Consider the following 17,786-nt stretch of genomic DNA (forward strand, 5'->3'; position numbering starts at 1 on the left):
TGCCATTATCGAATATGATAGGGGTATCTTAAAAAGAAAGAAGGTATCTTTAGTGCACTATCAAACCTTTTCAGATTTGGTGAATGAGATCAAGAATCTTGATGGTGAGATTACAGGCGAGAATGCAAAAAAGCTGGCAGAGTTTTATTCCTATTGGAATAACTATTTAGAACCGACTCCTGCATTTATGGCATTTCTCACCTATTTACCAGGAGGGATTGCCAAGGCTCTTTATCAAATCACTTCCAGCCTAGAACATGTTTTTAATAATATGTTCAAGCTCTTTGGTCTCTTCGGTTATCTAGGCGACCAGAAGACGATTATAGGCCAGTTCTTTTACTGGTTTCAGCTATTGGGGACGTCCTTGTTCACCCTGATTTTGGTCGTGTCGGCCGTCGCAGGAGTTTTTACAAAGCCAGTCAAATACAAAGGAGTCATCACGAATTTCCTTTTGGTAACGGCTGTAACTGCCGTATTGCCACTAGCTTTGACCACTATATCAACAGCAGTAGCACAGGATGCCATGTCTATCCAGACAGTCTCCAGTGAAGCGCCATCTGGCAGTCAACCGACTTCCTCCCTGGCTCTTCAACCCATGAAAAATAATGTGGTAGACTTAAAAGTCTTGATCTACAAGGATTTTTCTACGGAGTTGTTTCCAATGGATGATTATGGCTTTATCAAGCCTGTTCAAGAGGGATCTACCCCTGTCAATAATATCACGGATAGTCCTGAACAGCGGGACACGACTGATTTTGCGACCAAGATTGATTTTGGGGCAAACTATGGTACAACGAATCCAAAAATGATACAGGATATAGAGAAACATGATAAAATACCAGGGATTAAAGGCTTGTTCCTCCATAAGTTGAATTCCAATAATACTGGAGTTGAAAGCATTACAGAACACCGAGTCATTAATCAATTGAGTGCTTTTGAATCAGTTTACATGCGCTATAAAGTCAACTGGATAGGGATGTTCCTCCAGTATATTATCCTGATTGTTCTTTTGGTTAGCATGATCATTAAGCTCGTTAAATCAATCTTTGATATTCTGATTGAAGCAATGATTTCTCCAATTCTTGGTTATAGCTCTCTATCAAACTCAAAGAAATATAAGGAGCTGCTAAGAACGATTGGCGGTGCTTTAGCAGGAATCTTCTTTGAAGTCATCATTATGCGTGTAACGCTTGAGATTTTCAGAGATTTACCAATCCTTTCTGTTTCAGCTGTATCTAAGCTTTCTGGCGGATTCTTTGATGGACTCAATATGTGGGAACAGTGTCTCGCAGCTGCCTTTGTCTATGTTGGAGTATTCTTTGCAGCCATGCAAGGAGTAGCCATGATCGAGCGCTGGCTTGGAGTCTCAACAGGTCATAGTGAAACAGCTCAACAACTGCTGGGTGCTATGATGATGGGGAATGCCTTTGCGGCTGGAGCAGGCGGTCTCTTTAATGGCAGTATGGCACTTGGTCAATTTGGTATGGATATGGCTAAAAAAGCTCCAGATGCCTTGTCTAAAGGAAGTCAGATTCTAGGAAATAGCCTAGCCAGAACTGGAGGAGGTATTCAAGGTGCTTTGAACTCTGTAAAAGACCAGGGCTTGATGAATGCGGCCAAAGGTGGTGTAAGCAATATGGTTGATTTGGCAGAATGGAAAGCTTTTGAAGCCATGCAAAATACGAAAGGGGCAGTTGGTAGCGCTTTAGATAAGCTGGATGATAAGGCTGTCTCTGCTCAAAATGCGACCTACAACGCTCTGAAAAATAATGCTGTTCCTGGAATTGATCAGCCTGGACCAATTGACATTCCTGAGCCTCCAGTTGATCCAGGAACAACCGAAGCACCTATTGTCGATCCAACTTCTTCAGCTGAAGGAGTGGAGTCCCCAATTCAAGATCCAAATCCACCTGCAGATGCACCAGTTTCAGAATCACAACCACCAGCACAGCCTGATTCTTCTCAACAAAAATTTCAAAAGAGCATGAATCAAATGAATTACATGAACCAACAAATGCAACAAGCAGGACAGCGTATGCAGGGAGGTCGTCATATCACAGGTGCTGAGAGTGAGGACGAAGAAGAATAGGCTGAACTATGGATTTAACAGGAAAGAACATTGTTATCACAGGAAGTCTACGTCCTCTAACTCGAGAAGAAGCCATACGCTTTTTAGAAAGTAAAGGAGCTGTCGTTCAAAACTATATATCTTCAAGGACAGATATATTGGTTTTAGGACACAAGCAGTTGAATCTTTTTGATCTAGATAAAAGGTCTAAAAAGCATGATGAAGCGCTTAGACGAATATCAGACGGTCAATTCATCACTTTCCTTTCTGAAGAATCATTCTTTGATCTAGTTAAGAAGTCTCAAGATTGAGGCTTCTTTTATTGTTCAAAAAAGTATATAACTTTTTATACAATTCTTTCCTGAAAGACAATGGCAAAAATGCTATTGTCCCTTTAAAAGATATTTTCGATTATTCATTATAATGTGAGTGTCAAAACAAATGTAAAGGAGAAACTAATGTACAGTGAAAAATACGGTGTACCTAGAGATATCTATGCCAAAATCAAGATTATAGGCCTTCTTATCCTAGATATTGTTTTTGTAGGAATTACTGGAGTAATCGCTTTGAGCGTTGGCCTAAAGATCTTTCCTAAAAGCCAGTGGATACAGATGTTCGCATTCATTTTGTTGACACCAGTTATGAGTTTATATCTGGTGTTACCAGCTAACGGTGGCAAAAAGAATTGGCACAGCATGTTTCTTTTCTTCAGACGAAGAAGAAAACGTTATATCAGCTTGAACTATATCAGAAGGAGAAAACCATAATGGCGATTAAACAAACTAAATCCCCCAAAAATGAGAAACGTCCGCTGGGACGTATTCAAGAAACGAAGAAACAAACGCAGGAATATTTTGATTTGCATTCTTGCGTTGAGTTGTTAGATGTAAAATCAATTATTCCAAACAGCCAGGCTTATATCCAGTTAGTTGATTATGGCTACTTGCAGCTGATGGAGATACCAGGTAAAGATTTAGGATCGATGTCTTATAACGAAGTTATGAGAACCATTGAAAATTTTGAAACCTGGTTGACTAGATTTGGACCGAATATCCAAGTGGAGACGACCACTTTGCCAACAAATACAGATACGCAAATTTCTGACTTGCGCCATCATTTGGATTTAGTGCGACAAGATATGTCTAAGTTATCAGTAAACGATAGACGTTTTTTACAACTCAAGGATCGTGAAATTTGGCTTCAAAGCCAAATTAAGGTTGAAGAAAGCATCCGACAAGAAGTCTATAATACAGAGTTCATTCTGTGGCTATTTGCGCCTACAACAACCGAATTGGACGAATTGGTTCGGAAGGCTAAAACCTATGGAAATAATGATTTTGTTCCACAAGATATCAGCTACAGGAAGAAAATTCAGATTATAAAGCAATACAACAATATGAATGAGAAAGTGTAGGAGAGATAGCATGCCTGATTTATCAAAACGTAGACAAAGACAATTAAAGAATGAAGGATATGACCTTGCTTTCCTTAGCCAGATTCAACCGCAAGGAAATATTGATTTTAAAAAGGATGATCGTTTCTGGATAAGTGGAGATGGATGCCATACGGTCTTACACTATTATGAGTATCCAACTGAAGGAATGGATCGTTTTTGGCTTTCTGAATTGTTGTTGCTTCCTGGAACACGTTCCTTCCTGTCACTGTACAAGGAGGATAATAGACAGCTTCAAAAAGAGATTGAGGACTCTATTGAAGAGAAGTCAACACGGATTACAAACAATAGCAAACTAACCAATAATCGGAAAGAACTAGATGAGATTGATAATCTTAATAAACTAAGCCGTGAAATTGATAAGCGGAATATAGCTATGTATGGGATGTATATTCGTGTCTTTGTGTTTGCATCAATCAAAGAAGAATTATTCAAGAAGGTTGAAGAGGTCAAAGACAAAACGTCGAAATTCAAATCCACTATTCTGTCTGGAGAATTAGATTTTGAATACCATGCTCCATTTATTCCAGCCGAATATCAGATTGATTTGCCCAATCATCGAAGAGGAATACCGACTCCAGCTCACTCAATAGCTGGTGGATATTTCTTTAATCATACGAAACTAGAAGATGAGAAGGGTTTTTATCTGGGTTGGACTCCAACAAATGGAGCGGTAAATTTCAATTTTCTAGAACGTGACGAGAAAAGAACACGCTCCTTTATGATCCTATCTGGAAATCCAAAGATGGGACAGCGATCTTTTCTTATGAAACACACAGACGGTCTCTATGCGAAGGGGCATTATATTCGTAACTTTGATGCTACTGGCCAGTTTCTTGATCAGACACGAAAACAACATGGATTGATTCTTGATTTATCAGGTGAGGCTAACCGTATCAATATCTTCCAGGTATTTCCAACAGTGACCAATGAAGCAGGAACTGAAATCGATAAGAAAAAATCTTACAACCTTCATATCGAAAAACTGAAGAGTATCTATAAACTTCTGAATAATGAAGTGACAGGAGACGATTTAATCACATTTGGAACCCTCTTGAATGAGTTCTATATTGAAGAAGAATTGTGGGCTCGAAATCCTTCATTGAATCCAGAAAAACTGAAAGCGACGGATATTGTGAAGGAAGAGTATCCTATTCTGTCTGATTTTATTTTGTTTGTTGATGCCTACAAACGTCGACTGGAACAAACTAGTGCGGATAAAGCCGAACACAAGGCTGTTAAGCGTATTTACAATACGTTTAACGAACTATTGACAACAAACGCAGAAATTTTCGAGGGAACAACCGAATTTCAAGATATTTCTTCAGAGCAAGTTGTAACATTTGACTTCTCAGGGTTGAAGAACGCCCCTCATTTGTTAAATGTTCAGATATTCTCTGTTCTTTCACTTGTCTCAGCTGATATTGTCAATAACGGAAAACGCTGTAAGCAATTACTGAAGAGACGTCCTGACTTAACGGAGATGGATATGCAGCACTATATTGTCAATATTAGTGGGGCACAGACACTCATTGACCCTAAGCATGAAAGTAGTGTCAACCTTCTGGCTGATATGATTGATACAATGGGCGAAAACTTTGCTGGTGTTGTATTGTCTGTTAATTCACTACGAGGGATTCTGTTTGAGACAGGGATTGGCACTCATAAGGATCCGTACGTAACGGCAGTCCAGAGGATTTTTGGTCTGATGCAATATAGAGTTTTTGCTCAGACGGACGAAACCAGTGTTCCTCTACTAGCTAACGCCTTATCTGGATCAATGAACCAGTCTGAACTAGAGACTTTGCCTCGTCTGGCGAAAGGACAGTTATTCATGAATATTGCAGGGGTAGGAAATCTGGTCTTTAACCAACAGCTGTTAGCCCCTGAAGTTGAGCGCTATGGCGGTATTGAGTAAGAAAGGAAGGTAAACCAGAATGGCCAAAAACAAACTAGGAATGATTGCCAGGACTAAGCAGAGATTTGATCAATACGTATTGATTCGTAAATATCGCATGCAACAAGAAAGAGATTATTTCGCTTCAGAGGGAGAATCTGATCCAAAACGCCTGGAAGCACAAAAAGAACGAGATAAGGAGTTTTTGAACGGTCTCAAGAAGATTGGAATAGGATTTATTGTATTTTTAGTTTTTTATGGAATTTTGCGAACAATATTAGGATTATGGTAAATAAGCGAGGTATCCATGAAAAAAATATTTAAACTGAAGATCCTCATTCCTTTTGTGGCTCTCCTATTAATTATCAATGTTGGGATAACCATGTTAGTTGGGATAATGGGAGCTGTAACCAATAATGGAAGAAATGATTGTGGTGCTGTAGAAACAACATCTTCAACTGGCGACTCCACAGTTTCTTCAGCTGATGGTTCCATCGATGACTTTGTAAAAAAGCACAAGGAAGCCTATATCCTGTCTTGGAAGGCAGGAGGTTTCCTACCTTCAGCTTCTATCACTCAAACGATGATAGAGAATGGGTTCAATTTTACGAATCCTAATGGTACTTCCTTCTGGAAAGCTCACAATATGGGAGGTGTTAAAACCTCTAGTAAAAGTAATTTTCCAGTTACTCTTGCGACGTATGGTGAAGATAGTGTTGATTTAAGTGGGACAAAGCCTGGAGCGAATGTCGGAGACGGTACAGGAGGAGCTTATACTTGGTTCTCTAGCTACGATGCAGGGATCGTAGGGAAAGCTGAGTTTATGGCTCACCAGACACTCTATAAAGGGGCTATAAACAATACAAATGGTATTGCTAGCCTATCCGCTATAGCAGATGGTGGATGGGCCACAGATGGCACTTATAAGAGCAAACTAACTGATATGTACCAAAAACTAGGTACGAAGTATCAGTGGCTTGATAAGGAAGCTATTGCTGCTCATGGTGAGAAGCCATATGAAGGATCCAGTACACAAGATGTCAGTTCTTCGGATAGTGCGGTGTCTTCTTCAGCTGAAAAAAGTGGATGTGGTGAGTCAGGTAGCAGCACCGATGGAACGGGAACTGTCCCTTCAGATGCGACTGCATGGGGGTATAAACCAGAAGACTTACCAGATAGCTTGAAACCATTCATTATTGATCCTAAGAGCTTAGGCATGGATTATGCCAAGTCTACAGGATGGTATAATCCTGGAAGTGACGAGTATGCTGGACAATGTGTGAATCTTACAATTAGCATGGGAAATCACTTATGGGGCCATTCTGGCTCAGTACAGGGAGATGGGAAAGATCAGGCAGCAGCTTGGGCTGCAATATTTGGAAATTCAGTTAAGACTACACCCAAAAGAGGCGCTATTTTTTCTTCACAGGTAGGAGGCGGAGGATATGGTCATACTGGAATTGTATGTCATGTTTTCGAGAATGGCTCTATCTTATTTGTAGAACAAAATACACCTCTGAGTGGTTGGGATCAGTTCAAAACCCCATATACATGGAATTATCGTATTTGGACTAAATCACAACAACAAGAACAGGTAATCTCTTTTGCTTATCCAGATGACAGAGAAGCTAAATTAAGTTCAAATTAAAAGGAGGATATAAGATGATTGATTGGATAAAAGAGAATATGGTTGTATCGATTGTAGTAGGTATTCTATTGATTTTGGCAGGAATAGGGATTGTATCGAGTTTCAGGCCATCTCAACAAACTAAAATAGAAGAAGCTGCCCAGGTGAGTTCTTCAGGAACCACTCAAAACGAGCCGTCTTCCAAAGAGGAAACAGCAGACGAGAAGAATTATCGCACAGCTAAGCTAAAACTAGAACGCCCCTATGTAGAGGCAAGCTCAGAAGACAAAAAAGAAGTGTTAAAAGCCTTTGAAGAAGCAGTAGCAGATATAAAAAAGACGAATTTTCTGCCAAATGTCAAGGGAACAATCGAGAATCATTTATCTATGACACAGAATGCGATGGTTCAAACCTTTGCGATGGCTCTTCTGACGAATCAGTATGATTTTCAACCTAAACAATTGGAAGTGATGCCAACTGAATCAGATGACGTGATTCAATTTTTAGTTGTTCTAACTAAAAACGGAGAAGAGAACAGCTATTTCGTTGGAAATTTCAATACTACGGTTCAACAAATCCAGCTAAAAGCCTATGTTGGCGGAAATATAGGTGGTACATACGGATAACAAGTTGCACAAAAAGTTATATAACTTTTTGTGCTTTTATATTGACAAATAAAATTGTTTTAGGTATAATTAAGTATATAAAAAGTTATATAACAAAATATACAATTATCCAAGGAGGGAATCATGAAGATTCAGACTACAAACTTAGGAAAAGGTGGCGGTGGAAAGACTACAGATACCTTTAATGAAGGGGATTGGTTGGCACGTGTTAAGGGACTTAGAACACTACTCATTGATGGAGCTTGGGAATGTAATTTGACAAGAACATTTGATGTAAAATGTGAGAAAACTGTCTATGATATATTTACGACTGGAGAGTATGAAATTGTTCCAATATCAGAAAATCTTAGTTTGATTTGTGGTGATGAGCGTTTGACAGATGAGCAGTTAGATCTTGCTAGTCGAAACAACAAATATCTCCAGTTGTTTATGTGGTTTAGCGAACATTACGAAGAGTTAGAAGCGCAATTTGATGTCATTCTAATTGATACGCACAATGATGAGAGTTTAGTTACAGCAAATTTTATAGCTGTATCAGATATTGTCTTGGCTGTTTCTGATGCCTCTCTTAATGGTTTTCGTGCCTGGTTATCTTTGAAAAATTTTGTAGATTTCATTAAGAGCGAAGCTATCGAAGTTATTACTAAGAAAAGCTATGTTAAAGCAGAACCTTATCTTATTGGAAATAAGATTAAGTACGTTGGAAACAATGTAACAGACACCTGTAAACAATTTTTAGAAGTTGTTGAAGAAGATCAGGCTTACCTGGGATCTATCCAGGAGAAAGAGCTCATGGCCAAGAGTCTTGTGATCAGTCAGAGTGTCTTTGAGCAGCATGAAGAGATGACAGCTAACCAACAAGAGACACATCAAAAGTTTTATGATAATATAAACTACGTATATGAAAATATTTTGAGTGTGTTAGAAGGAGAGGTAGCATGACAGAGAATCGATTCGCACAAGTAAAACAAACATTCCAAAGTACACCAAAGAGAGAAAAGACTTCTTCATCTAGGAAACAAAACCAGGAGGCTAGAAAGTCTCCTGAAAGCTATAACAAAAAGCAACGTTTTCCTTTTTCTCTACATCATAATGTTCGATATGATATGTTAGATTCTTTAGTAGAGTATCACGGTGAAAAATCAGCTTCATCTTATATTGAGAATCTGATTATAAGAGAATGGGAAAAGATGGAGCGAAAGAAAAAATAGCGTTCCATAAGAAAGGAAATGTAGCATGGTTTTTACAGGGATGCCGTATTCTAGTTGGAAAAGACAATCACAATATAACGAAGAACAGGAGCGGATTTTTTGGGAAAAAGAGTCAATGAAGAGAAAGCGAGAAAATGATTTCATCCAAGAGCGTATAAAGTGTGATTTAGAGTTTGCAAAGAAACACTATCAGACAACTGGGAATATTACTTATAGTATTCCTGTTAATGATTTACCAAAAGATTTCAATACTCTTGAAGTGATTATTGAAGTGAATCTGTACGACCTCGTTCATTATATTTATTCTGATAATTTGAGATTTTTTTATAAGACATCTCAAATTAGTTTCATTCCAAATTTGGAGGATGTTCTTAATATTCCTGAAGATATTGCTTTACAAGTCTGTTCTTTGTTGTCAGACGAAGAGTATATTTTTAAATCACTTCACGAAAGTTGGTTTAGATTATATGAATTATATGAGTATAACAAACTATTCAAATCCAAATATGGATCTTACGCCCCATTTTATAAGATGGCTAACAATTCCCTTTTGGGAGAAATTGAAAAGTTGAAATCAAAGAGTAGTTTTATAAAAAGCTGGAGGAATAATCGTTTTTGGAAAAAGAAAGGATTATCTCGAAAAAGTATTTCAAAATTGTACTCGCTTGTAGGTTTTTTCTACTTAGAACATGATTGGGATAGAGTGTCTTATCAAAAATTATTTGGTATCCAGACACGAGGAGACAATAAATTTTAAAATATTACTGATGAAGTAGGAGGAATCTATGATGATTTTCATTGATATTAAAAGACTTGTTCAACTGTTCTTTATTTTTATCGGAGCTATAGCAATCTATGTGTTCTATAAAACATTTGGACTTAGTATGGTGTTTATAATTGTTTTAGGGTTGGCCGTTTTAAAATTCGCTCCAGCTTTCCTTCCAGTTGTATTATTACTGTATTTGGGACTTCACTTTACAGGTGGTTTTTCCTTTATTGCAGATGGAATTGTGACGGTTTTATGGAGTATTATTTTGATTCCTATGGGGATAGCTACTATTGAAATGAGCAAATCCTATTTTAGTAAGAAAGAGAAACCCTGGTATGATAAGTAAGAGTTTATCTGAAAAGATAGGCTCTTTTTTTGTCAGAACAAAGGATTATTTGAACATTCAGGTCAAAATTTATTAAAATAAGCGTAATTTTAATAAGGGAGGATTCTGAATGGCTTTCTTTGATGAGAGAGAACTAAAAAATAAATTGCTGTTTCAAAATGCAAAAGAATTTTATAACTTTGTTTCTAGGTATGATGAGGAGATGATTCCAGTCATGAAAGCAAAGGGCTATACCTGTATTCATTCAATGGAGCGAACCGTCGCTTTTACATTTGGAGAGTTTACTTTCAGAAGAAGACGTTGGAAAAAGGGAGATCATTGGGTCATTCCAGTAGATGAAAAGTTAGGGCTTCAGAAGAACGTCCGCTTCTCCTGGGAATTTATGTATCAGGTGGCCAAATTATCTACTTTAATGCCATATGATAAAGTAACTCAGGTGATCCAATTGACTTATCACATCTCTATCACAAAACCAATTGTAGTAAAAGCCGTAAAAATTTGTGAGAAGTTATTGGAGGAAAGAGAAGGCTATTGATATTATGAGGAGAATAAAGAAGTTAGCAAAAGAAAAGCCCAGGTTATTTATATTGAGGGTGATGGTGTGATGGTTAAAGCACGTGACACACAAAAGGATAATAAACATTATGATTTATCCCATTTTGTAGTCCATACGGGAAGCCAGAAAGTTGGCAGCAATCGATTTGAACTCCAGGATAAAAAAGAATTTATTGGCCTTGACAACCGCTTAGTGAGGGAGCAGGTGATCGATTATTTGTTCAATAATTACGAAATTACGAATCAGACTTTATTGATTACGAACTCTGATGGAGGTCATGGATATACACCCTATGTTTTCAAAGAGATTGCGAAGGTTTTGCGAATTAAACGCCACGAACATTTCTGGGATGAGTATCATGTAAATAAGGAGTTGAAGAATTATTTAAAATTTTACTCTGAGGATCTATTAGAGAGAGCTTTCCAGGCGATTAAGCAACATGATAAGCAGTTAATGAGAACTGTCCTAGATACGACCGAAAGTTATATCGATACAGAAGAAGAACAAGAGTTGTTTGAGAAGTTCAAGAGTAAAATATTGAGAAATTTCCAATATACCAAACCAGCCGAACAGAGAGGATTCAGTCATGCAGGAATCGGGATAATGGAGAGTCAGCATCGTAAGGTCACTTATAGAATGAAAAAAAGAGGAATGTATTGGACTCTTGCTGGAGCCGAAACGATGAGTCGAATTATTGTTTTGAATTATGAGGATTCCTTGAGAGAATTATTCTTTGGGAACTGGAGAGAGGATTATGAAAAATTTATTTCTTTAGAGGAAGTTTCTGCTTATACCATTAAAAAAAGAATGAGTAAAACGGAAAAAGAAAATACATCTAGATATCAATGTTACCCTGATAGTAAAAGATTATCCTACTTCCGAAAACAATAGAGGTACATAATAAAGTATATAAAAAGTTATATAACAATAACCTTTGTAAAAGAAGGTCTTTTTGTGCTACAATTAAACATAAAATGCTTGCACGGTATGTAAAAATGTGTTATAATTTACTTAAATTAATCGAATAAAAAAAGACGAAAAGTGCGCTAACACTTCTCGCCTTACCGAGTAAGAACTCGTCCTTCTTACTCAGTCTTTAATTAATGATACCTGATAAGTGTATCAATGTCAAGACTGAGCAAGAAATTTGTTCAGTCTTTTTTTAAAACTCGGTGATGTTCTCCTAAAAATTGTATGAATTTAGGCGTTCTAAAAAATTCTACCGCATACAAAAATGAAAAATATCTTGACAATGAAGGAAAAATTGTGTTACAATAATAGGCGGTACTTTTTACTTTTGGTCTCTCAAAAGTGTACAGGGACGTGCTGACAAATGTTGCAAAAGTACACACAGATGGTAGCTGTCACCAAGTGTATCATCACCAAAAATAAAAAAACACAGGAGAATGTAGATGCCTACAATTAACCAATTGGTTCGCAAACCGCGTAAATCAAAAGTAGAAAAATCTAAATCACCAGCTTTGAACGTTGGTTACAACAGTCATAAAAAAGTTCAAACAAACGTTTCTTCACCACAAAAACGTGGTGTTGCAACTCGTGTTGGAACAATGACACCTAAAAAACCTAACTCAGCCCTTCGTAAATTCGCTCGTGTACGTTTGAGCAACCTTATCGAAGTTACTGCCTACATCCCAGGTATCGGACACAACTTGCAAGAGCACAGCGTGGTGCTTCTTCGTGGTGGACGTGTAAAAGACCTTCCAGGGGTACGTTACCATATCGTCCGTGGTGCACTTGATACTGCAGGTGTTAACGATCGTAAACAAGGCCGTTCTAAATACGGTACTAAACGTCCAAAAGCATAAGGAAAGGGGATAAAGAGAAATGAGTCGTAAAAATAGAGCTCCAAAACGTGACGTATTGCCAGATCCGCTTTACAATTCACAACTAGTTACTCGTCTTATCAACCGCGTTATGCTTGATGGTAAACGTGGTACAGCTGCTTCAATCGTTTACGGTGCTTTTGAGCAAATCAAAGAAGCTACTGGCAACGATGCACTTGAAGTATTTGAAACAGCAATGGAAAACATCATGCCTGTACTTGAAGTACGTGCACGTCGTGTTGGTGGATCTAACTACCAAGTCCCAGTTGAAGTTCGCCCAGAACGTCGTACAACACTTGGACTTCGTTGGTTGGTAACAATCGCTCGTCTTCGTGGTGAACACACAATGCAAGACCGTCTTGCAAAAGAAATCTTGGATGCTGCGAACAACACTGGTGCAGCAGTTAAGAAACGTGAAGACACTCACCGTATGGCTGAAGCTAACCGTGCATTCGCACACTTCCGTTGGTAATAAAATGATACTAAGAGCGGCAAAGGCACAAGGCAAAAATAGGAAACTGATGCAGTGTTCCGTGAACACAAAGCAGTTTATCTTTTTTGCACCGGGCCTCGCTCGGATTCAAATCAGCTAACTTGAGCTTTTAGCCCGAGTTCAATTCAACTTGTCTACAAGTTGAAACCAACAAAAACAAGATAAACATTGAGAACGGGTAGGTCCTGCCTATCCGTTTTTATTAAAATCGTGTTATAATAGAATAGAAATTAAAAATAAATAGGAGAAACAAACCTCATGGCACGCGAATTTTCACTTGAAAAAACTCGTAATATCGGTATCATGGCTCACGTCGATGCCGGTAAAACAACAACTACTGAGCGTATTCTTTACTACACTGGTAAAATCCACAAAATCGGTGAAACTCACGAAGGTGCGTCACAAATGGACTGGATGGAGCAAGAGCAAGAACGTGGTATCACTATCACATCTGCTGCGACAACAGCTCAATGGAACAACCACCGCGTAAACATCATCGACACACCAGGGCACGTGGACTTCACAATCGAAGTACAACGTTCTCTTCGTGTATTGGACGGTGCGGTTACCGTTCTTGACTCACAATCAGGTGTTGAGCCTCAAACTGAAACAGTTTGGCGTCAAGCAACTGAGTACGGAGTTCCACGTATCGTATTTGCCAACAAGATGGACAAAATCGGTGCTGACTTCCTTTACTCAGTAAGCACACTTCATGACCGTCTTCAAGCAAATGCACACCCAATCCAATTGCCAATCGGTGCTGAAGATGATTTCCGTGGTATCATCGACTTGATCAAGATGAAAGCTGAAATCTATACAAACGACCTTGGTACAGATATCCTTGAAGAGGATATTCCAGCTGAATATCTTGAACAAGCACAAGAATACCGTGAAAAATTGATCGAAGCAGTTGCTGAAACTGATGAAGATTTGATGATGAAATACCTCGAAGGTGAAGAAATCACTAACGAAGAATTGAAAGCGGGTATCCGTAAAGCTACTATCAATGTTGAATTCTTCCCAGTATTGTGTGGTTCTGCCTTCAAAAACAAAGGTGTTCAATTGATGCTTGATGCGGTTATCGACTACCTTCCAAGCCCACTTGACATCCCAGCAATCAAAGGTGTTAACCCAGATACAGATGAAGAAGAAACTCGTCCAGCATCTGATGAAGAGCCATTTGCAGCTCTTGCCTTCAAGATCATGACAGACCCATTCGTAGGTCGTTTGACATTCTTCCGTGTTTACTCAGGTGTTCTTCAATCAGGTTCATACGTATTGAATACTTCTAAAGGTAAACGTGAACGTATCGGACGTATCCTTCAAATGCACGCTAACAGCCGTAAAGAAATCGACACTGTTTACTCAGGTGATATCGCTGCTGCCGTTGGTTTGAAAGATACGACAACTGGTGACTCATTGACTGATGAAAAAGCTAAAATCATCCTTGAATCAATCGACGTTCCAGAACCAGTTATCCAATTGATGGTTGAGCCAAAATCTAAAGCAGACCAAGACAAGATGGGTATCGCTCTTCAAAAATTGGCTGAAGAAGATCCAACATTCCGTGTTGAAACAAACGTTGAAACTGGTGAAACAGTTATCTCTGGTATGGGTGAGCTTCACCTTGATGTCCTTGTTGACCGTATGCGTCGTGAGTTCAAAGTTGAAGCGAACGTAGGTGCTCCTCAAGTATCTTACCGTGAAACATTCCGCGCTTCTACTCAAGCACGTGGATTCTTCAAACGTCAGTCTGGTGGTAAAGGTCAATTTGGTGATGTATGGATTGAATTTACTCCAAACGAAGAAGGTAAAGGATTCGAATTCGAAAACGCAATCGTCGGTGGTGTGGTTCCTCGTGAATTTATCCCAGCGGTTGAAAAAGGACTTGTAGAAGCAATGGCTAACGGTGTCCTTGCAGGTTACCCAATTGTTGACGTTAAAGCTAAACTTTACGATGGTTCATACCACGATGTAGACTCATCTGAAACTGCCTTCAAGATTGCTGCATCTCTTGCACTTAAAGAAGCTGCTAAGACTGCACAACCAGCTATCCTTGAACCAATGATGCTTGTAACCATCACTGTTCCAGAAGAAAACCTTGGTGATGTTATGGGTCACGTAACTGCTCGTCGTGGACGTGTAGATGGTATGGAAGCACACGGTAACAGCCAAATCGTTCGTGCTTACGTTCCACTTGCTGAAATGTTCGGTTACGCAACAGTTCTTCGTTCTGCATCTCAAGGACGTGGTACATTCATGATGGTATTTGACCACTACGAAGATGTACCTAAGTCAGTACAAGAAGAAATCATTAAGAAAAACAAAGGTGAAGAATAATCTGTCTTCGCAATAGAAGGAAGTCACTTGGTGGCTTCCTTTTTTTGTCTTTAACTATTCATTTTTGCTGAATATAGTATACAAATTTGGTCGCTAAGTGAGAGAGTTACTAATTTTATCCAGAAAGAAAATATTCTAATTTGATAAATTAAAGTAAATAAAGGTTCCTAATTCCGTAGAAAAGTTAATAAAAATTAGAAAAACATTCATAAATACACTCTTAGATAGAAAATTCAGAAAATTGATACTTTTGCCTTGAAAATATTTGAAAAAATGGTATGATAGTAACAAGCTATTTTTTTAAGAGAAGAGAAAGGGGAACAATGGAGAAAATCAGTTTAGAATCTCCTAAGACGGGGTCGGACCTGGTTTTGGAAACACTTCGAGACTTAGGGATTGATACCATTTTTGGTTATCCTGGTGGTGCAGTCTTACCTTTGTATGATGCGATATACAATTTTAAAGGTATTCGCCACATCTTGGGTCGTCATGAGCAAGGTTGTTTGCACGAAGCTGAAGGTTATGCCAAATCAACTGGAAAGTTGGGTGTCGCAGTCGTCACAAGTGGACCGGGAGCTACAAATGCCATTACAGGGATTGCAGATGCCATGAGTGATAGCGTTCCCCTTTTGGTCTTTACAGGTCAGGTGGCGCGTGCAGGGATTGGGAAGGATGCCTTTCAGGAGGCAGACATCGTGGGCATTACCATGCCAATCACTAAGTACAATTACCAAGTTCGTGAGACGGCAGATATTCCTCGCATCATTACGGAAGCTGTCCATATCGCAACGACAGGTCGTCCAGGGCCCGTCGTGATTGACCTACCAAAAGACGTATCTGCCTTAGAGACAGATTTCATCTATTCACCCGAAGTGAATTTGCCAAGTTATCAACCGACTCTAGAGCCAAATGACATGCAAATCAAGAAAATCTTGAAGCAATTGTCAAAAGCCAAGAAACCTGTTTTATTGGCAGGTGGTGGAGTTAGTTATGCAGAAGCAGCTACAGAACTCAATGAGTTTGCTGAACGTTACCAAATTCCAGTCGTGACCAGTCTTTTAGGGCAAGGTACGATTGCGACGAGTCATCCGCTCTTTCTTGGAATGGGAGGCATGCACGGGTCTTTCGCAGCTAATATTGCCATGACGGAAGCCGACTTTATGATTAGTATTGGTTGTCGTTTCGATGACCGCTTGACTGGAAATCCTAAGACCTTTGCTAAAAATGCCAAGGTTGCTCATATCGACATTGATCCAGCCGAGATTGGTAAGATTATCAGTACAGATATTCCAGTGGTGGGCGATGCTAAGAAAGCCTTGCAGATGCTACTAGCAGAACCAACTGTTCATAACAATACTGAAAAGTGGATTGAAAAAGTCACCAAGGACAAGAATCGAGTTCGTTCTTATGATAAGAAAGAACGTGTGGTTCAGCCTCAGGCCGTTATTGAACGCATCGGTGAGTTGACGAATGGAGATGCCATTGTTGTCACAGACGTAGGTCAACACCAAATGTGGACAGCTCAGTATTATCCTTACCAAAATGAGCGTCAGTTAGTCACTTCAGGTGGTTTGGGTACCATGGGCTTCGGAGTTCCTGCAGCAATCGGTGCTAAAATTGCAAACCCAGACAAAGAAGTTATCCTTTTTGTCGGTGATGGTGGCTTCCAGATGACCAACCAGGAACTAGCTATTTTGAACATTTACAAGGTACCGATTAAGGTAGTCATGCTGAATAACCACTCACTAGGAATGGTTCGTCAGTGGCAGGAGTCCTTCTATGAGGGTAGAACTTCAGAGTCAGTCTTTGACACTCTTCCTGACTTCCAGCTGATGGCACAGGCCTACGGCATCAAAAACTATAAATTTGATAATCCAGAGACGATAGAGAAGGATCTAGAAGTTATTCTGGAGAATGTGCCGATGTTTATCGAGGTGGATATTTCTCGTAAGGAACAGGTTTTACCAATGGTACCAGCTGGTAAGAGTAATCATGAGATGTTGGGGGTGAAGTTCCATGCGTAGAATGTTAACGGCAAAACTACAAAATCGTTCAGGAGTCCTCAATCGCTTTACAGGTGTCCTTTCTCGTCGTCAGGTCAATATAGAGAGTATCTCAGTTGGTGCGACGGAGAATCCTGATGTATCACGGATTACTATCATTATTGATGTAGCTTCACATGATGAAGTGGAACAAATTATCAAGCAACTCAACCGTCAGATCGATGTGATTCGCATTCGGGATATTACAGATAAGCCACACTTGGAAAGAGAAGTTATCTTGGTGAAGGTATCTGCTCCTGCTGAAAAGCGTGCAGAAATCTTGGCTATTATTCAACCTTTCCGTGCAACGGTGGTGGATGTGGCTCCAAGCTCGATTACGATCCAGATGACTGGGAATGCTGAAAAGAGTGAGGCTTTATTGCGAGTGATTCGACCATACGGTATTAAAAATATCGCTCGTACGGGTGCGACTGGATTTACCCGCGATTAAAAATCCAACTTAAATTTGTTAAACCAGCCTAAAAGGCAATAAATAATAGAAAAGAGAGAAAAA

At 39.2% G+C, this 17,786-nt stretch carries 17 protein-coding genes and 1 pseudogene; all 18 read left to right on the forward strand.

Translation table 11 applies throughout. From position 1 onward, the window contains the following. The first annotated feature begins 52 nt into the window (after nucleotides 1-52). The 18 genes and pseudogenes from ATE34_RS00335 (at nucleotide 53) to ilvN (ending at nucleotide 17,723) form a co-directional block, all read left to right on the forward strand. Complete coding sequence (locus ATE34_RS00335) at nucleotides 53-2,089, forward strand: pLS20_p028 family conjugation system transmembrane protein (protein WP_084910578.1); 2,037 nt, start codon at nucleotides 53-55, stop codon at nucleotides 2,087-2,089. 8 nt (nucleotides 2,090-2,097) lie between these two features. Continuing rightward, the gene (locus ATE34_RS00340; RefSeq protein ID WP_009730726.1) at nucleotides 2,098-2,379 is read left to right on the forward strand and encodes a BRCT domain-containing protein; all 282 of its coding nucleotides are present in this window, start codon (nucleotides 2,098-2,100) and stop codon (nucleotides 2,377-2,379) included. 147 nt (nucleotides 2,380-2,526) lie between these two features. Then, nucleotides 2,527-2,835, forward strand: coding sequence for a DUF5592 family protein (locus ATE34_RS00345; RefSeq protein ID WP_084910580.1), 309 nt, complete (start codon nucleotides 2,527-2,529; stop codon nucleotides 2,833-2,835). Then, complete coding sequence (locus ATE34_RS00350; protein ID WP_084910582.1) at nucleotides 2,835-3,482, forward strand: hypothetical protein; 648 nt, start codon at nucleotides 2,835-2,837, stop codon at nucleotides 3,480-3,482. The genes ATE34_RS00345 and ATE34_RS00350 overlap by 1 nt, the downstream gene beginning before the upstream one ends. A gap of 10 nt (nucleotides 3,483-3,492) precedes the next feature. After that, nucleotides 3,493-5,439, forward strand: a complete 1,947-nt coding sequence (locus tag ATE34_RS00355; RefSeq protein ID WP_084910584.1) for a virulence factor — start codon at nucleotides 3,493-3,495, stop codon at nucleotides 5,437-5,439. Between the two features lie 19 nt (nucleotides 5,440-5,458). Continuing rightward, nucleotides 5,459-5,710, forward strand: coding sequence for a hypothetical protein (locus tag ATE34_RS00360; protein WP_001107251.1), 252 nt, complete (start codon nucleotides 5,459-5,461; stop codon nucleotides 5,708-5,710). Between the two features lie 15 nt (nucleotides 5,711-5,725). Continuing rightward, nucleotides 5,726-7,066: a CHAP domain-containing protein gene (locus ATE34_RS00365; RefSeq protein WP_084910586.1), complete on the forward strand. Its 1,341-nt coding sequence runs from the start codon at nucleotides 5,726-5,728 to the stop codon at nucleotides 7,064-7,066. A 14-nt stretch (nucleotides 7,067-7,080) separates the two neighbouring features. Next, nucleotides 7,081-7,671, forward strand: a complete 591-nt coding sequence (locus ATE34_RS00370; protein WP_006154511.1) for a hypothetical protein — start codon at nucleotides 7,081-7,083, stop codon at nucleotides 7,669-7,671. A gap of 123 nt (nucleotides 7,672-7,794) precedes the next feature. Further along, complete coding sequence (locus tag ATE34_RS00375) at nucleotides 7,795-8,613, forward strand: ParA family protein (RefSeq protein ID WP_000701737.1); 819 nt, start codon at nucleotides 7,795-7,797, stop codon at nucleotides 8,611-8,613. After that, nucleotides 8,610-8,882, forward strand: coding sequence for a hypothetical protein (locus ATE34_RS00380; RefSeq protein WP_061865052.1), 273 nt, complete (start codon nucleotides 8,610-8,612; stop codon nucleotides 8,880-8,882). The genes ATE34_RS00375 and ATE34_RS00380 overlap by 4 nt, the downstream gene beginning before the upstream one ends. A gap of 25 nt (nucleotides 8,883-8,907) precedes the next feature. After that, a complete protein-coding gene (locus ATE34_RS00385; RefSeq protein WP_084910588.1) occupies nucleotides 8,908-9,639 on the forward strand; it encodes a hypothetical protein in 732 nt (243 codons plus the stop codon). Between the two features lie 28 nt (nucleotides 9,640-9,667). Further along, nucleotides 9,668-9,997 carry a hypothetical protein gene (locus ATE34_RS00390; protein ID WP_000972579.1) on the forward strand — a complete coding sequence of 110 codons (330 nt, stop codon included), beginning with the start codon at nucleotides 9,668-9,670 and terminating at the stop codon, nucleotides 9,995-9,997. A gap of 109 nt (nucleotides 9,998-10,106) precedes the next feature. After that, a pseudogene (locus ATE34_RS00395) lies at nucleotides 10,107-11,444 on the forward strand (ISLre2 family transposase). Nucleotides 11,445-11,965: 521 nt separating this feature from the next. Then, complete coding sequence (gene rpsL, locus ATE34_RS00405) at nucleotides 11,966-12,379, forward strand: 30S ribosomal protein S12 (protein WP_001142332.1); 414 nt, start codon at nucleotides 11,966-11,968, stop codon at nucleotides 12,377-12,379. Nucleotides 12,380-12,398: 19 nt separating this feature from the next. Continuing rightward, nucleotides 12,399-12,869, forward strand: a complete 471-nt coding sequence (gene rpsG, locus ATE34_RS00410; protein WP_000087873.1) for a 30S ribosomal protein S7 — start codon at nucleotides 12,399-12,401, stop codon at nucleotides 12,867-12,869. Nucleotides 12,870-13,148: 279 nt separating this feature from the next. Further along, nucleotides 13,149-15,230, forward strand: coding sequence for an elongation factor G (fusA, locus tag ATE34_RS00415; protein WP_000090342.1), 2,082 nt, complete (start codon nucleotides 13,149-13,151; stop codon nucleotides 15,228-15,230). 323 nt (nucleotides 15,231-15,553) lie between these two features. Continuing rightward, the gene (locus ATE34_RS00420) at nucleotides 15,554-17,254 is read left to right on the forward strand and encodes an acetolactate synthase large subunit (protein WP_061598048.1); all 1,701 of its coding nucleotides are present in this window, start codon (nucleotides 15,554-15,556) and stop codon (nucleotides 17,252-17,254) included. After that, the gene (gene ilvN, locus ATE34_RS00425) at nucleotides 17,247-17,723 is read left to right on the forward strand and encodes an acetolactate synthase small subunit (protein WP_001253806.1); all 477 of its coding nucleotides are present in this window, start codon (nucleotides 17,247-17,249) and stop codon (nucleotides 17,721-17,723) included. Before ATE34_RS00420 ends, ilvN begins: the two co-directional genes overlap by 8 nt. Nucleotides 17,724-17,786 lie beyond the last annotated feature (63 nt).

This window comes from Streptococcus oralis subsp. tigurinus, assembly GCF_002093545.1.
In the GTDB taxonomy this organism is placed as follows: Bacteria; Bacillota; Bacilli; order Lactobacillales; family Streptococcaceae; genus Streptococcus; species Streptococcus oralis_C.

Excerpts from the sequence above, each read along its gene's own strand:
- ATE34_RS00340 (WP_009730726.1), top strand. The coding sequence starts at position 2,098 with ATGGATTTAACAGGAAAGAACATTGTTATCACAGGAAGTCTACGTCCT.
- ATE34_RS00345 (WP_084910580.1), top strand. The coding sequence starts at position 2,527 with ATGTACAGTGAAAAATACGGTGTACCTAGAGATATCTATGCCAAAATC.
- ATE34_RS00350 (WP_084910582.1), top strand. The coding sequence starts at position 2,835 with ATGGCGATTAAACAAACTAAATCCCCCAAAAATGAGAAACGTCCGCTG.
- ATE34_RS00355 (WP_084910584.1), top strand. The coding sequence starts at position 3,493 with ATGCCTGATTTATCAAAACGTAGACAAAGACAATTAAAGAATGAAGGA.
- ATE34_RS00360 (WP_001107251.1), top strand. The coding sequence starts at position 5,459 with ATGGCCAAAAACAAACTAGGAATGATTGCCAGGACTAAGCAGAGATTT.
- ATE34_RS00365 (WP_084910586.1), top strand. The coding sequence starts at position 5,726 with ATGAAAAAAATATTTAAACTGAAGATCCTCATTCCTTTTGTGGCTCTC.
- ATE34_RS00370 (WP_006154511.1), top strand. The coding sequence starts at position 7,081 with ATGATTGATTGGATAAAAGAGAATATGGTTGTATCGATTGTAGTAGGT.
- ATE34_RS00375 (WP_000701737.1), top strand. The coding sequence starts at position 7,795 with ATGAAGATTCAGACTACAAACTTAGGAAAAGGTGGCGGTGGAAAGACT.
- ATE34_RS00380 (WP_061865052.1), top strand. The coding sequence starts at position 8,610 with ATGACAGAGAATCGATTCGCACAAGTAAAACAAACATTCCAAAGTACA.
- ATE34_RS00385 (WP_084910588.1), top strand. The coding sequence starts at position 8,908 with ATGGTTTTTACAGGGATGCCGTATTCTAGTTGGAAAAGACAATCACAA.
- ATE34_RS00390 (WP_000972579.1), top strand. The coding sequence starts at position 9,668 with ATGATGATTTTCATTGATATTAAAAGACTTGTTCAACTGTTCTTTATT.
- rpsL (WP_001142332.1), top strand. The coding sequence starts at position 11,966 with ATGCCTACAATTAACCAATTGGTTCGCAAACCGCGTAAATCAAAAGTA.
- rpsG (WP_000087873.1), top strand. The coding sequence starts at position 12,399 with ATGAGTCGTAAAAATAGAGCTCCAAAACGTGACGTATTGCCAGATCCG.
- fusA (WP_000090342.1), top strand. The coding sequence starts at position 13,149 with ATGGCACGCGAATTTTCACTTGAAAAAACTCGTAATATCGGTATCATG.
- ATE34_RS00420 (WP_061598048.1), top strand. The coding sequence starts at position 15,554 with ATGGAGAAAATCAGTTTAGAATCTCCTAAGACGGGGTCGGACCTGGTT.
- ilvN (WP_001253806.1), top strand. The coding sequence starts at position 17,247 with ATGCGTAGAATGTTAACGGCAAAACTACAAAATCGTTCAGGAGTCCTC.